This is a genomic window from Sediminicola sp. YIK13 (assembly GCF_001430825.1).
Classification (GTDB): Bacteria; Bacteroidota; Bacteroidia; order Flavobacteriales; family Flavobacteriaceae; genus Sediminicola.
In genome coordinates this window covers 352,501-366,798 of the sequence record NZ_CP010535.1, presented here as the reverse complement: position 1 = coordinate 366,798, position 14,298 = coordinate 352,501, and the positions used below count along the sequence as shown (strand labels likewise).

Annotated in this window: 14 protein-coding genes (1 of these 14 only partly in view); 9 read left to right on the top strand and 5 right to left on the bottom strand. The window is 38.7% G+C overall.

All coding sequences use genetic code 11. The features are described from left to right. The first annotated feature begins 264 nt into the window (after positions 1–264). The gene (locus SB49_RS01700; protein WP_062053260.1) at positions 265–810 is read left to right on the top strand and encodes a pyridoxamine 5'-phosphate oxidase family protein; all 546 of its coding nucleotides are present in this window, start codon (positions 265–267) and stop codon (positions 808–810) included. A 41-nt stretch (positions 811–851) separates the two neighbouring features. Here SB49_RS01700 and bshC read toward each other — a convergent pair whose 3' ends face one another. After that, complete coding sequence (gene bshC / locus SB49_RS01695; protein ID WP_062053258.1) at positions 852–2,456, bottom strand: bacillithiol biosynthesis cysteine-adding enzyme BshC; 1,605 nt, start codon at positions 2,454–2,456, stop codon at positions 852–854. A gap of 127 nt (positions 2,457–2,583) precedes the next feature. Here bshC and SB49_RS01690 point away from each other — a divergent pair, with 127 nt between their 5' ends. The 3 genes from SB49_RS01690 (at position 2,584) to SB49_RS01680 (ending at position 7,166) form a co-directional block, all read left to right on the top strand. After that, on the top strand, positions 2,584–5,031 hold the full coding sequence (locus SB49_RS01690; RefSeq protein ID WP_062053256.1) for a M14 family zinc carboxypeptidase: 2,448 nt from the start codon (positions 2,584–2,586) through the stop codon (positions 5,029–5,031). A gap of 38 nt (positions 5,032–5,069) precedes the next feature. Next, on the top strand, positions 5,070–5,636 hold the full coding sequence (locus SB49_RS01685) for a PepSY domain-containing protein (RefSeq protein WP_062053254.1): 567 nt from the start codon (positions 5,070–5,072) through the stop codon (positions 5,634–5,636). Positions 5,637–5,834: 198 nt separating this feature from the next. Beyond that, positions 5,835–7,166 carry a carboxypeptidase-like regulatory domain-containing protein gene (locus tag SB49_RS01680; RefSeq protein WP_062053252.1) on the top strand — a complete coding sequence of 444 codons (1,332 nt, stop codon included), beginning with the start codon at positions 5,835–5,837 and terminating at the stop codon, positions 7,164–7,166. Positions 7,167–7,274: 108 nt separating this feature from the next. Here the strand turns inward: SB49_RS01680 and rocD are convergent, their stop codons facing one another. Then, complete coding sequence (gene rocD / locus SB49_RS01675; RefSeq protein ID WP_062053250.1) at positions 7,275–8,561, bottom strand: ornithine--oxo-acid transaminase; 1,287 nt, start codon at positions 8,559–8,561, stop codon at positions 7,275–7,277. 404 nt (positions 8,562–8,965) lie between these two features. Between rocD and rlmD the strand changes: the two genes are divergently transcribed. Genes rlmD through SB49_RS01660 form a run of 3 tightly spaced genes read left to right on the top strand, consistent with a single transcriptional unit; the run spans position 8,966 to position 11,643 of the window. Next, positions 8,966–10,378, top strand: coding sequence for a 23S rRNA (uracil(1939)-C(5))-methyltransferase RlmD (gene rlmD / locus SB49_RS01670; RefSeq protein ID WP_062053248.1), 1,413 nt, complete (start codon positions 8,966–8,968; stop codon positions 10,376–10,378). A gap of 31 nt (positions 10,379–10,409) precedes the next feature. After that, a complete protein-coding gene (locus tag SB49_RS01665) occupies positions 10,410–10,916 on the top strand; it encodes a DUF6452 family protein (RefSeq protein WP_062053246.1) in 507 nt (168 codons plus the stop codon). Next, complete coding sequence (locus tag SB49_RS01660) at positions 10,897–11,643, top strand: DUF6048 family protein (RefSeq protein WP_062053244.1); 747 nt, start codon at positions 10,897–10,899, stop codon at positions 11,641–11,643. The genes SB49_RS01665 and SB49_RS01660 overlap by 20 nt, the downstream gene beginning before the upstream one ends. A gap of 1 nt (position 11,644) precedes the next feature. Here SB49_RS01660 and SB49_RS01655 read toward each other — a convergent pair whose 3' ends face one another. Continuing rightward, positions 11,645–11,875 carry a hypothetical protein gene (locus tag SB49_RS01655; RefSeq protein ID WP_062053242.1) on the bottom strand — a complete coding sequence of 77 codons (231 nt, stop codon included), beginning with the start codon at positions 11,873–11,875 and terminating at the stop codon, positions 11,645–11,647. A gap of 3 nt (positions 11,876–11,878) precedes the next feature. Further along, positions 11,879–13,042, bottom strand: coding sequence for a THUMP domain-containing class I SAM-dependent RNA methyltransferase (locus SB49_RS01650; RefSeq protein WP_062053240.1), 1,164 nt, complete (start codon positions 13,040–13,042; stop codon positions 11,879–11,881). An 89-nt stretch (positions 13,043–13,131) separates the two neighbouring features. Here SB49_RS01650 and SB49_RS01645 point away from each other — a divergent pair, with 89 nt between their 5' ends. Beyond that, the gene (locus SB49_RS01645) at positions 13,132–13,803 is read left to right on the top strand and encodes a ZIP family metal transporter (RefSeq protein WP_062053238.1); all 672 of its coding nucleotides are present in this window, start codon (positions 13,132–13,134) and stop codon (positions 13,801–13,803) included. Then, a complete protein-coding gene (locus SB49_RS01640; RefSeq protein WP_062053236.1) occupies positions 13,804–14,232 on the top strand; it encodes a DUF4268 domain-containing protein in 429 nt (142 codons plus the stop codon). It begins immediately after the preceding gene. Here the strand turns inward: SB49_RS01640 and trhA are convergent. Further along, a protein-coding gene (trhA, locus tag SB49_RS01635) for a PAQR family membrane homeostasis protein TrhA (protein ID WP_082591055.1) crosses the window boundary here: on the bottom strand, positions 14,229–14,298 show its final stretch. The gene runs 581 nt beyond the window's last position; 70 of the gene's 651 nt are visible here — the last part of the coding sequence; its start codon lies off the right edge, out of view; it ends in the stop codon at positions 14,229–14,231. The genes SB49_RS01640 and trhA overlap by 4 nt on opposite strands.

The window sequence follows — 14,298 nt, the reverse complement described above, 5'->3', positions numbered from 1 at the left end:
GGCCAAGGTCTTTTGGCAAAGGTAATGTTTTGAGTTACTTTTTAAGTGGAAGGCAACTCTGATTTACTACAAATCCAAACAAAAAAAAGCCCGGAAACCACCCCGAGCTTTTAAATCGATCCCAATCTTCATTGGGAAAACTAACCTAACTACTATTATTTGAAACTTATGCTTTATGCACTGTCTATACACTAAACAACTTATAAACAAAATACCCTACCCTGTTCTTTTATTTTTTATCTTTATTAGTGAAAATAAGGGCACATGGAATCAACGTTTTTTAGAGAGCTACAAGAGGAAATTCAAAAAGGAGCAACCGAAAAAGGGCATCCTTTCCGGTACTGTACCCTAGCTACGGTAGGACTGGATAATGTAGCCCGGCTACGAACTATTGTCCTTCGCCAGGCCACGGATGATCTGATCCTCACTTTTTTCACCGATAAGCGTTCAAAAAAAATCACCCATATAAAAGAAAATAAAAAAGTAAGCTTACTGTTCTATCACCCGGAAAAACTATTGCAATTACGCATTGAGGGTTTAGCCATAGTGAACAATGACACTGCTAGTAAAAAATTACTCTGGGATGCTGTTCCTGAAGAATCTAAAAGAGATTACACTACCTCAGAGGCACCAGGAAAGGAAATCAAAAATCCTGATATTGTGGAATATTTAAATGATGAGCATCATTTCTGTGTGGTGGAGATCCATCCTTTTAAAATAGAATATTTAAAACTAAAAAGACCTAATCATATTAGGGTTAGATACTCCAAAGAAGAATCCGATTGGGAAGGGCAATTTTTAGTCCCTTAAAATTCAATGCTAGATAATTGGCCCTTACCCCCTTTGAACAATTAATCCATCGTCAGTACGGCAAACTCGGCGGACAGTGGTTTTAATGAACTCATAAGAACAGGAATCAGTACTTCGCCGTATTCCAAATAAAGTTCCGAAAAATTCAAATTGCGTTCTTGTAGGGATTTATTGGGAAACAACTCATTCTGTATTTCCGTCATACGCACTACATGATCTTTCAACTTTCGTTTCTGGGCCTTTAACAGCCTCTTTTCCAAATTGTCAAGACCTTTGAGCTGTTTTACCTCTTGAGCCTTCACTGCCCCAAAAAAGGACTTGTCCGTTTGTGCTGCCAAGTTGTAAAGTCCCTGGAACTGCTCTAGCAAATGTTGTCTTTGTGGTGAAAAGTCTATATCAATATTAGATATGGTCCTTATCTTTTTATTGATAAAACTACTTTGCTTTAAAAACAGATCGGCGATATCCAAATTGAGCTTTGTTAATTTGTCATCCTGTTTTTGCGTTATGATCAAGGCTGAGTTCCTCAATAGCAAGATTGGAAAAGTTACACCCATTTCTTCAAAGGAGGATTTCAATTCCAACCAATATGCCAGCTCCCCACCTCCCCCTATATAACATAGATTAGGTAAAATAATTTCTTGGTACAAGGGTCTGGAAATCACGTTGGGAGAAAAACGCTCTGGATAACTTTTTAGTTCTTCCAACAGCTCCTTTTCGGTAAAACTTAAAACAGTATCATTAATGTAGTAAGATCCGTCCTTTTCAATGATGCGCTCCCTAAGTCCATCTTTTAAATAAAAATAATTGATTTCCCTCGGGTTTACCTGAATACCGTAATTCTCCTCTAACTGCGCTAACCTGTGTGCGGTATTGTGGACAGCTTTGTAGGATACATTTTCAAGGATGTCCTTTTTAGCGTAGGGCACCAATAATTTTTTGAGTTCCCTATCATCGCCATCTACAATGACCAACCCATAATCTCCGAAAAGTTCATTGGCCAAAAATCGTGTGGCATCGGTAAGGTTATCGTGTTCCAAATAAGAGCTCTTGAATAAAGCCTTTAACTCTTCTGCATTTTGACCTATTCCAATTTCCATGGATAGCATATCATAAACATCATCCAGACCATCCGTTTTTAGGTGGCCTACGGCACCAGATGCCTTCTTGTTCCACTGCAATTTTTTACCCTTGAAATTAAAGTAATTGATCTCGTCAAAATCATGATCTTCGGTGGCCATCCAATAAACAGGTACAAAATTGTAATTGGGATATGCCTCCTTTAATTGCTGTGTTAAGTTAATGGTTGAAATAATTTTATATAAAAAGTACAGCGGTCCGGTAAATAGATTTAATTGATGTCCGGTTACTACAGTGAAGGTAGAATTGTCCTTCAACAATTCTATATGAAGCTCGGTTGATCTCGAAATAGTCGTACTGGCATACTGCTCTTTTATCGCACTATGAAGCACTTCCCTATTTTCCAACGGAAAATTGGCCTGTTTCTCCAATAATTGGTCCTTAAAATTATCTAGGTTTGGAAATCTATTATAAAAAGGCTGCAGACTTTCTTTTTGGTCCAAGTAATCACATATCAGATTGGAAAAATAACCTGTTTTTTTAAAAGGTATACAGTCGCTTTTCATATAGGCAGCTTAAAATCTGGGTAAAGTTAAAATTATTGAAATTTTGAGTTCCTAAAAATACGTTAAGTTGTTTACAAATTGTACAGTTATTGTTAGATTTGGAAAATAACCAAGCACAGTTCCCAATATGAAGCACTTATTACTATTTGCCTGTTTTTTATATTCACTAACAAACATATCCCAAGAAATAAAATCCCCATCGGAATTTTTAGGATACGAATTGGGAACTCAATTTACCCGTCATCATGAAGTAGTGGATTATTACGAATATCTGGCAGAAGCAGCGGCTGATCGTGTACAGCTTACCACGTATGGCAAAACAAATGAGCGCAGGCCTCTTATACTGGCCTATGTGTCCTCCGCTACTAATATTAAAAACATCGAGAGCATCAGGGAAGACCATCTAAAAAGCACCACAGGTACAGGAAATTCTTCAAAAGCAATTGTTTGGTTGAGTTATAACGTGCACGGGAATGAAAGTGTAAGTACCGAAGCCTCCATGCAGACCATTTACGAACTTTTGACCAATAAAGCGGACTATTTGGAAAATACGGTAGTGATCATAGATCCCTGTATCAATCCCGATGGCCGTGACCGCTATGTCAATTGGTATAATGAAAATAAAAATACACCCAACAATGTTGACCCCAATAGCAAGGAGCACCGCGAAGGTTGGCTAAGTGGCAGAGCCAACCACTATATGTTCGACCTAAACCGGGATTGGGCATGGCTAACACAAGTAGAAAGTCAACAGCGTTTAAAAATGTACAACCAGTGGCTGCCGCATGTTCATGTAGACTTCCATGAACAAGGTGTGAACAACCCATATTATTTTGCGCCCGCAGCAGAACCCTTCCATGAAGTGATCACAGATTTCCAAAGGGATTTTCAGGTCACCATTGGCAAGAACCATGCGAAATATTTTGACGCGAAAGGTTGGTTCTACTTTACAAAGGAAGTTTTTGACCTTTTATATCCCAGTTACGGAGACACGTATCCCATGTACAATGGTTCCATTGGAATGACCTACGAACAAGGGGGCAGTGGGCGTGCAGGTTTGGGAATAATCACTGGTATTGGAGACACCCTTACCCTTAAGGACAGAATTGATCACCACTTTACCACTGGGATTTCTACGGTTGAGGTGGCTGCAGGCAACTCCAAAAAATTAAATGATGAATTCAGGAAATTTTATCAGCCAAAGAATTACAAGTATAAGAGCTATGTCCTTAATGGGGACGCAGATAAAATAAGGGCACTTACCACACTTCTAGACCAACATCAAATTGTATACGGTTCAGGCAACGGCTCTTCTGTCAAAGGGTTTGATTATGCCTCGGGAAAATCAGGAAGTTCAAAAACATCATCCAACAGTTTGGTCATCTCCACCAATCAAACAAAAGGAACTTTGGTAAAAGTGTTATTTGAGCCCAATGCAAAATTAAGTGATTCCTTGACCTATGACATTACCGCCTGGTCACTACCCTATGCCTATGGATTGGACGCAATTGCTTCCGAAAGTTTAGTGGGGAACAGTTCATATGCCACGGAAAAAAATACGGATACGCCTCTTGATCCCCAGGCATATGCCTATATCACCGATTGGAACAGTATGGACGACGCACGTTTTCTGGCAGAACTTTTAAAAGAAGGAGTACGCGTACGATACACGGACAAGCCCTTTACCCTAAGTGGTAAAAAATACGATAGGGGAAGCTTGATCATCACCAATGCGGACAATAAGAATAAGAAGGATTTCCTTCAACTTTTAGAGGCATCAGCGAGAAATAATAATAAGTCCTTGACTGCTACCACTACAGGGTTTGTAGATGGAGGAAAGGATTTTGGATCTTCGTCAGTACAGATGGTCTCCGATACAAAAATAGCAGTTCTCTCAGGGGAACCCACAAGCACCTTGCAGTTTGGGGAGATTTGGCACTTTTTTGAGCAACAATTAAAGTATCCTGTGTCTATTTTGGATAGTGACTATTGGAAACAAGTGGATCTTTCAAAATACGATGTATTGGTACTGCCCAATGGTTGGTATGGAAGTTCGTTTAATGATGGTCAGCTACAACGTTTAAAAGACTGGGTCAAAAGTGGAGGTAAGCTTATCGCTATGGGAGGAGCTATCAAAGGCATTGATGGAGAAAATGGCTTTGGGATAAAAGCAAGGGAAAGTAAAAAAGACACTACTCTATCTTTGGAGTCCTATGATGTTTCTGAAAGAGAAAGTATTAAAAACGCAATTACAGGTGCTATTTTCAAAACCAATGTAGACACAACACATCCCTTGGCATATGGCTATAAAGACACGTATTTTTCCTTAAAATTAGGGGATGATGCTTATGAATACTTGGATAAGGGAACCGTGGTTCATCTAGATAAAGCTACTATGCCCGTTGCCGGATTTGCAGGAAGTGAGGCACAGAAAAAAATTGGGAAAACCTTAATTTTTGGAGTGGAGAATTATGGTCGAGGTCAAGTTGTATATATGGTAGACAACCCTTTGTTCCGAGGGTTTTGGGAGAATGGCAAACTCTTTTTTGTAAATGCCTTATTTATGGTGAACTAATACCGACCCAAACCCCTTTAAATTCTCTATAAATATACATGTCCAATCCTACTAAAAGACAAAAACAAGCTCGAATATTAAGGATCTTCAGGAAAGTGCATCGTACGATGGGCGCTTTGCTATTTTCCTTTTTCTTTATAATTTCCATATCTGGCATCTTGTTGGGATGGAAAAAAAATAGCGGTGGCTATATCTTAGCCGAGACCCAAAAAGGAGTTTCTTCCAATTTGGCAGATTGGCAACCAATGGATATGCTACACCAAAAGGCATTAAAAATTTATAGGGATTCCATTTCTGCGACTCCAAATGTAGAGGTAGACCGAATGGAAATCAGAACGGATAAGGGCATAGTCAAATTTACCTTTGTAGATGATTTTTGGGGTGTTCAACTGGATGGCACCACGGGAAAACTACTGCTAATAGAAAAACGACGTGGGGACTATATAGAAAAATTGCATGATGGCTCCCTGCTCGACTATTATTTTGGGACCCAAAATGGGCAATTTAAACTAGCTTATACCTCAATAATGGGCGTGGCCCTTTTTATTTTTACCACTACCGGTTTTTGGTTGTGGTACGGTCCTAAGCGTATGCGGAAGAATTAACAGAATTGTTAGTATTTTTTTCTACCTATTTTTAAAAGGTAGTCGCGACATTTCAAAAAACCAAAAAACAACAGATACTATGGTCTATATATGTATAGAAATCGACTGAAAAAATAGTAAATTTGGTCAATTTTCGTTAACTTAGAGTATGTATGTTACTCCTTCCCAAAGGAGTACTGCTCATAAAAAATTGCTCTCATGTTAAGAAATATCTTTATTTTTCAAAAAAAATACCTCATAACGGCAATACTGGTATTGTCCTTTATTGGAATCCACGATAATTCCTATGCCTCTGTTTATTTCCAAGATGAGCAACAGGAGATGAATTACAATTCCTACAGTGGAGAAATCTTGGATAGCGACTCTAAAAAACCTTTGGTCTTTGCTACACTTAGCTTGGAGGGGACCAATATCAGCACCGTTACTAACACAGAGGGTACATTCTCACTAAAAATTCCCAAAAGCACCGTACAAGGCAATATCAGCATCTCTTTCTTAGGTTATAAGACCAAATTAGTTTCATTGACTGAGCTTCGACCCGAAAATAATGAAATTCTCTTGGACATTGCCAGTATTGAACTATCGGAGGTTAACCTAACCGTACCCAAAAGTGCGGAAGGACTGGTACGTGAAACTTTGGCTAAAAAAGGAGAGAACTATTTTAATGAACCCACCATCATGACTGCTTTTTACAGGGAGACCATAAAGAAGAGAAGAAAAAATGTATCCCTTTCAGAAGCGGTGGTCACCATTTACAAAGCGCCATACAATACACCCAAAAGAGATGCAATACAACTGTACAAAGCTCGCAAGAGCACGGATTACAGCAAATTGGATACCGTTGCCCTTAAACTGGAAGGTGGGCCTTTCAATACGTTGTATGTGGATATCATGAAATATCCGGAGTATATATTTACTGATGAGGATATTTCCAAATATTCTTTTAGTTTCGATCAGTCCACCAGGGTAAATGACCGACTGATCTTTGTGGTCAATTTTGAACAGCACAATTATATTGATGAACCATTGTACAAAGGGAAACTGTACATAGATTCTGAAAACAAAATACTCACAAGTGCCATTTATTCCTTAAATATTACCGACCCGGACAAGGCCTCAAAACTATTTGTACGCAAAAAGCCCGCCAATGCCAAAGTATGGCCAACAGATGTCGCTTACAGGGTAGATTATAGAGAAAAAGATGGAAGGTGGTATTACGGCTATAGCAACGTATTGCTGGAATTTAAAATTAATTGGGACGACCGTTTTTTCAATTCTGTATATAGCATGACCGCAGAAATGGCCGTAACCGATTGGGAAGTAAATACAGAAAAGGCCAATTTAAAAGCAAGGGAAAAAATGAAGTCCCGTATCATCTTAAGTGATGAGGCCAGTGGCTTTTCCGATCCGGATTTTTGGGGGGAGTACAATATCATAGAACCTGAAAAATCGATCGAATCTGCTATTAAGAAAATACAGAGACAATTAAAAAGATCTAGGTCAAGAGGAGACCTCTCTTCAGCTTTTTAATAGCGTATTCAAGAGGTTGGGTAAATTACCTAAGCTTCAATTGAATGTCAGTATAAAAATAAAAAAGCCGCTGTTCCGAAGAAGAGTGGCTTTTTAATTCCTAATTACTTATAATTCACTTTCAAAATTTGTCAAGGTAGTGGTTATAATGGATACACATTCCAATAACTGTTCCTTGGTCATAACCAAAGGTGGTGCAAAACGGATGATGTTACCATGTGTTGGTTTTGCCAAAAGTCCGTTTTCTTTTAGGGCCATACAAATGTCCCATGCGGTTGAACTGTCTTCTGTATCATTGATCAGAATAGCATTCAATAGACCTTTACCCCTAACAGCATTTACCAAAGAGCAATTTGGAATGAATTTGTTCAATTCTTCACGGAACAACTCACCAAGATCAAAAGCATTTTGCGCGAGATTCTCATCTTTTATAACTTCCAATGCGGCCATCCCAACTGCAGCCGCTACTGGGTTACCTCCGAAGGTACTTCCATGGTTGCCAGGTCTAATAACTCCCATTATATTATCATTTGCCAATACTCCAGAGACGGGGTAGGCTCCTCCAGAAAGAGCTTTTCCCAAAATTAGAATATCTGGTTTTACTTCTGGTGTTCCACTGCAGTGCTTATCAGCGCAAGTACAGTTACCACAAGTCGCCAATAACCTTCCCGTTCTGGCTATTCCAGTCTGAACTTCATCAGCAATAAAAAGTACATTGTGTTCCTCGCACAAGGCCTTTGCTTTGGCTAAATATCCCTCAGAAGGGACAAAAACCCCGGCTTCACCCTGAATTGGTTCCACGAGGAATCCTGCAATATTTTTATTGGTTTTCAAGACCGTTTCCAAGGCCTGTAAATTATCGTACTCTATTTTGATGAATCCTTTAGTGTATGGTCCAAAATGTTTTCTTGCCACTTCATCATTGGAAAAAGAGATGATTGTTGTGGTACGCCCGTGAAAATTGTTCTCACAAACAACTATTTCAGCTTCATTTTCAGGAATCCCTTTTTTCTCATAAGCCCATTTTCTACAGATCTTCAGCGCAGTTTCTACAGCCTCGGCACCTGTGTTCATAGGCAACAGTTTATCGAATCCGAAGGTTTCCGATGCGTATTTCTCAAACTTCCCGAGCATATCATTATAAAATGCCCTTGATGTTAATGTTAATGTTTGCGCCTGTTTTACCATGGCTCCAACAATTTTCGGATGGCAATGCCCTTGGTTTACTGCGGAATAGGCAGAGAGGAAATCGTAATATTTCTTACCCTCAACATCCCACACATAAACACCTTCACCCCTACTTAATACAACAGGTAATGGATGGTAATTATGTGCTCCGTACTCATTCTCCATTGCTATGGCGTCCTCAGAAGTTAATCGTTCTAAAACTGACATGATTTCTACTTTTTAAATAAAACTTATATGATTCCTGCTTAAGGAGAGAAATCATCCTATGAAGTGGCTGCAAATTACAAATAATTATGGGGATTATAAAGTATATTAACGCTTTGTTATACCCCAAACCCCTTAATTTATTGGGCGTATTTGTCCAACACCCTTTTTAATGCAAATAGATTAATGCCCAGGGGAAAATTTGCCTTCCCTTTTAAATTCCAATAAAAATATTCCTAAAAAATACATATTTATTCGTGTATCTGTGATTTAAAGGAAATTCAAAAATCAATAGGTTAAATTCTAGCCTTACTAATACCACTAAGAATACAAATACCCCTAAAACTTTAGATAGATTTTAGGTCCGTGGTCCCCATAGTTTTGTAAAAAGATTTTACTTTTGCCACATGCGCAAAAAGAACAAAAGACAGATCTTCGAAAATGTACAGGTAATAGATGCAGGGGCGAAGGGAAAAACAATAGGCAAGGCACCAGACGGACGGGTAATATTTCTAACCAACACAGTTCCAGGTGATGTAGTTGATGTACAGACCACCAAAAAAAGAAAAGCTTATTTTGAAGGTACCGCTATAAAATTCCACACCTTATCCGATAAGAGAACAAAACCTGAATGCCAACACTTTGGAGTTTGCGGGGGCTGCAAATGGCAAGATATGGCCTATGAGCACCAATTATTTTACAAACAAAAGGAAGTAGAAAATAACTTAATACGGATTGGGCATTTAGAATTGCCGACAATTACCCCAATCCTAGGTTCCGAAAAACAATATTTTTACCGGAACAAAATGGAATTCTCTTTCTCGGATAGCCGATGGCTCACGTATGATGAAATTAATTCAAAAGACGAAATAGAGGACAGAAATGCACTTGGCTTCCATATACCAGGAATGTGGGACAAAATTTTGGACATCAAAAAATGTCACTTACAGGCTGACCCGTCCAACGCCATACGCTTGGCAGTCAAAGATTTTGCGAATAAACACGGGCTTCCTTTTTTTAATCCCAGAAATCAAGAAGGATTATTGCGAACGCTAATGATCAGAACCTCCTCTAATGGGGAAATCATGGTATTGGTGCAATTCTTTGAAGATAACCAGGAACAACGGACACTTTTGATGGATTTTATGAAGGAAACCTTCCCTGAAATCACTTCATTGTTATATGTGATCAACCAAAAGCAAAACGATACGATCTACGATCAAAAGATTGAATGTTATGCAGGACGTGATCATATCTTTGAAGAAATGGAAGGGTTAAAGTTTAAGATAAACGCGAAATCCTTTTATCAAACCAATTCGGATCAGGCGTACGAACTTTATAAAATAACCAGGGAGTTTGCAGGACTTACAGGAGATGAACTGGTTTATGATCTGTACACCGGTACGGGGACTATTGCCCAATTCGTGGCAAAGCAAGCCAAGAAAGTAGTAGGGATAGAGGCAGTTCCTGTGGCCATTGAAGATGCAAAAGCCAATGCAAAACTAAACAATATAGAAAATGTTGCCTTTTTTGCAGGTGATATGAAAAACATCTTCAACGCCGGATTTATTGCCGCCAACGGCAAACCAGATGTAATAATCACGGATCCCCCAAGGGATGGCATGCATAAGGATGTGGTGCAACAAATTTTGAATATTGCCCCAAAAAAGGTGGTTTATGTAAGTTGTAACAGTGCCACACAGGCGAGGGATCTGGAATTGATGAAAGACCTTTACAAAATCACCAAATTACAACCTGTAGATATGTTTCCGCAAACACACCATGTGGAAAATGTTGTACTTTTGGAAAAAAGAACCTAACCACTGGTTGTAGAACTATTCAATTTTGTTCATGAAAAAAATACTGGCCATTGGCGCTATTCTAATGATAATCATTTCTTTTTCCGCCTGTGAGAAAGATGATATTTGTGTAGATGGGGATACTCCCCTCTTGGTTGTAGGTTTTTACGATATCAACGATACTGCAACGGTCAAAAGAGTGACAAAATTGAGGGTGGCCGGTATCGATCAAGAGTTTACCGTCAATACCGTGCCAGACAGAACCGACCTGGATCTAGTAGAACTACCTTTACGGATCAATAGTCCAACCACCTCATTCGTATTCATATCAAATTCAGCCTCCAATAGCTCCAATGAGGAAACTGGAAATGCAGATGTTGTTACCTTTAATTATGAAACCAAAGAAGTTTTCGTATCACGTGCCTGTGGTTTTATAGCGAATTACGCCAGCCTAAATGGAACGCTAACTTCAGATACAGATAACTGGATAAAAGAAATAGAAGTTGTCCAAACCACTATTAACGATCAAGCTACAGCCCATGTTAAGATATTTCATTAGTGTTTTCTTCCTTTTGGGCTTTATTGCAGGGCACTCTCAGAGTAAATCCATTGACCTACAACCAAAGGACACCGTAGTTAAAAAGGAGTCCTATGGCCTTCGTGTAGGGGCTGACCTCAGTAAATTGGCACTGTCTTTTTTCAATGATGATTATACGGGACTGGAACTCGTGGGCGATTACAGATTGACCCAAAAACTATTCCTTGCAGCAGAACTAGGTAATGAAGACCGAACCAAGCAGGAAGATCTATATAATTTCACTTCTTCTGGTAGTTATATAAAAGCAGGGGTAGATTACAATACCTACCAGAACTGGTATGGGATGGACAATACAATCTTTTTGGGTGGCAGGTATGCTGTAAGCACTTTCAGCCAAACTTTGAACGATTACTCCGTTTTTGACAGTAATAGATATTGGAACGCAGACGGTTTTGCCGATGGCCAATCACCCGGTCGAGAATTCAGTGGCTTAAATGCATCATGGTTAGAACTAGTATTTGGAACAAAAGTGGAGTTATTTGCCAATATCTACTTGGGGGCAAGCGTACGTTTGGACTTTTTGGTCACCCAAAAACAATCCGACGAATTTCCAACCCTGTGGATACCTGGATTTAATAAGGTTACCGATGGCAGTAACTTTGGTGCCAGTTACAACTATTCCATATCCTATTTTATCCCGCTTTACAAAAAGGCAAAAAAGGCGACAAAGAAAGAAGTTGAAAAATAGATCAAATTTCCTTTAGCCCTTTTATAAACACCCATTTCATAAACAGTTTTTCTCCTTCTTTAGTCCTGGAAACAGCAAATTTCGGCGACAGGACAGAAGCCAATACAGCTGCAACTATTGCCAAAAAAATACTGTCGCTCGACAACAGAAACCACATGATGGTCCTGATAATTACAAAAAGGACAGCAAACCCAATAAAATTGAAAAGAAAGGCCTTAAACTTTGGTTTCATATACTAGGAAGGTTGATTGAATTTGGCTTTTTTACTTCCTTCATACATGACATACTTCACCAACTTTGATTCCAAATGGCTGTTGAAAACCTTTATTTTTCTTGATGGCCTCAATCCTACAAACTTTAATGCCTCCAAATTGGAAGTAATGAACCAGGCGTCTGTTCCTGGATATTTTTGTTTTAGCGTATCTCCTATGGAAGCATAGAAACTTTCCATTTCAATATCCAATCGCTCTCCATATGGAGGGTTGAATACCATATGTAAGTGTTTTTCTGTAAACTTATCCGTCTCAAAAAAGTTCATTCTATCAATGGTAATGTACTCCGATAAGTTGGCATTCTTAACGTTATCCTTTGCCTTGGCCACAGCCGAAGGTGCCTTATCATACCCAACGATTTTAAAATGGAACTCCCTTGTCTTATTTAGACTGACATCCACTATCTTTTCAAAAAGCTCTTCGTCAAAATCTGACCATTTTTCAAAGGCAAATTCCTTTCTATTGATATTTGCCGGAATGTTACAGGCAATCATGGCGGCTTCCGTTAAAAAAGTACCACTCCCACACATAGGATCCAGAAAATCACATTGTCCGTCCCAGCCACTTAAAAGCAGCAAGCCCGCGGCCAAAACTTCATTTATCGGAGCTATATTGGTGGCCGTACGATATCCTCTTTGGTGTAGGGATCTTCCTGAGGTATCCATGGAAACGTTACAATGTTCTTTTTGTATATGAATATTTAAACGAACATCCGGGAATTTTATATCCACATCTGGCCTACGACCATCCGTATCTCGAAATTTATCCACAATAGCATCCTTAACTTTTTGTGAAACGTAAAGGGAGTGTGTAAAATTCTCTGAATTGATTGTAGTGTCAATGGCAAAAGTAGTGTCCGCCGAAAGGTATTCACTCCAATCCATTCGATATATTTTCTTATAAAGGTCGTTCTCGTCAACTACTGAAAAAGAATGCACCGGCTTCACAATTTTTATTGCGGTCCTTAGACAAAGGTTGGCTTTGTACATAAAACCTTTATCGCCTTCAAAAGAAACGCTTCTAACTCCTTCCTCTACATTTGCTGCGCCAAGATTGCGCAATTCCTTTGCTAATATCTCCTCAAAACCAAATAAGGTTTTGGCTACCATTTTAAAATTATTGTCCATACTTACTTTAAAGAATACCGCAAAAATACATTAATTTTACCCCAATTACACTGTACAATTAAATAGTACCGAGCATTAACCAATTTTACATGATCTATTTATTACCCATTCTAGCGGTATTATTAAGTTTTGCCTTTGTTCTAATGGTAAAACCAAAAAACAAGGAAGCCTTCAAATTAGTTTTGGCATTTAGCGGGGCCTTTCTTTTAGCCCTTACGGTTTTTGAATTGTTTCCAGAAGTCTACGAAAATTCCGACCCAAAAACAATTGGCCTCTGTGTGATGCTCGGAATTCTATTTCAAATATTTCTGGAGTTTTTCTCCAAGGGTGCAGAACACGGACATGTTCATTTGGACACGGAAAAAACAAACTTTCCATGGCTATTATTCATTAGTCTTTCCCTTCATTCCCTATTGGAAGGAATCCCCATTGAGAAACACCAAACAATACTTTATGGCATCCTGGTACACAAAGTTCCCATTGCCATTATTCTCAGTATATTTTTTATCAATTCGAAGATCAAACTGCGCAATGCGGTATTTTTTATAGTGTTGTTTGCCATAATGACCCCATTGGGAAGTCTATTGGCGGCCAATTTGCCGATCATAGAACAGTACTATGCGCCAATTACAGCTGTGGTTATTGGGGTGTTTCTCCATATCTCTACCGTCATCCTCTTTGAAAGCTCGGAGGGGCATAAGTTTAATTTACGAAAATTAGTGGTGATCATCTTTGGGATCGCCATAGCCTATCTCTTATAAATGTTCAGCAAGGAAGCATCACGAAAATTGCGGGAGGACTTTTGGATATCCTTTGGAAAATCCTTTCCTAGAAAATGGATCCTGTACAATACAACAGTTAAAGATTTCTCCTTTAAATTCCATTTTGATACCAAAACCGCCATGGTTTCGTTGGATTTGGATCACCATGATTTAGAAAAACGAATTGAACTTTGGGAAAAACTACTTTCCTTAAAATCCATTCTGATTGAAGAATTTCTACCAGGAGCTATTTTCAATGATTCCTATGTCTTGGAAAATCAAAAAGAAATATCAAGAATCTATATGGTTCTAGAGGGAGTATCTATCCACAACAAGGATAGTTGGCAAGAGACCATGGTCTTTTTGAATGAACATATGCTACAATTTGAAGCCTTTTTTGAAGAGTACAAAGACATTCTAATTAGTTAGATTACATCTATATAAATAAATAGCCAATGGCTTATGGCACCACCCAAAACAAAAAAGTGCCATATT

Excerpts from the sequence above, each read along its gene's own strand:
- SB49_RS01650 (WP_062053240.1), bottom strand. The coding sequence starts at position 13,042 with ATGGACAATAATTTTAAAATGGTAGCCAAAACCTTATTTGGTTTTGAG.
- SB49_RS01685 (WP_062053254.1), top strand. The coding sequence starts at position 5,070 with ATGTCCAATCCTACTAAAAGACAAAAACAAGCTCGAATATTAAGGATC.
- SB49_RS01700 (WP_062053260.1), top strand. The coding sequence starts at position 265 with ATGGAATCAACGTTTTTTAGAGAGCTACAAGAGGAAATTCAAAAAGGA.
- rocD (WP_062053250.1), bottom strand. The coding sequence starts at position 8,561 with ATGTCAGTTTTAGAACGATTAACTTCTGAGGACGCCATAGCAATGGAG.
- SB49_RS01645 (WP_062053238.1), top strand. The coding sequence starts at position 13,132 with ATGATCTATTTATTACCCATTCTAGCGGTATTATTAAGTTTTGCCTTT.
- SB49_RS01640 (WP_062053236.1), top strand. The coding sequence starts at position 13,804 with ATGTTCAGCAAGGAAGCATCACGAAAATTGCGGGAGGACTTTTGGATA.
- rlmD (WP_062053248.1), top strand. The coding sequence starts at position 8,966 with ATGCGCAAAAAGAACAAAAGACAGATCTTCGAAAATGTACAGGTAATA.
- SB49_RS01660 (WP_062053244.1), top strand. The coding sequence starts at position 10,897 with ATGTTAAGATATTTCATTAGTGTTTTCTTCCTTTTGGGCTTTATTGCA.
- SB49_RS01690 (WP_062053256.1), top strand. The coding sequence starts at position 2,584 with ATGAAGCACTTATTACTATTTGCCTGTTTTTTATATTCACTAACAAAC.
- SB49_RS01655 (WP_062053242.1), bottom strand. The coding sequence starts at position 11,875 with ATGAAACCAAAGTTTAAGGCCTTTCTTTTCAATTTTATTGGGTTTGCT.
- bshC (WP_062053258.1), bottom strand. The coding sequence starts at position 2,456 with ATGAAAAGCGACTGTATACCTTTTAAAAAAACAGGTTATTTTTCCAAT.
- SB49_RS01665 (WP_062053246.1), top strand. The coding sequence starts at position 10,410 with ATGAAAAAAATACTGGCCATTGGCGCTATTCTAATGATAATCATTTCT.
- SB49_RS01680 (WP_062053252.1), top strand. The coding sequence starts at position 5,835 with ATGTTAAGAAATATCTTTATTTTTCAAAAAAAATACCTCATAACGGCA.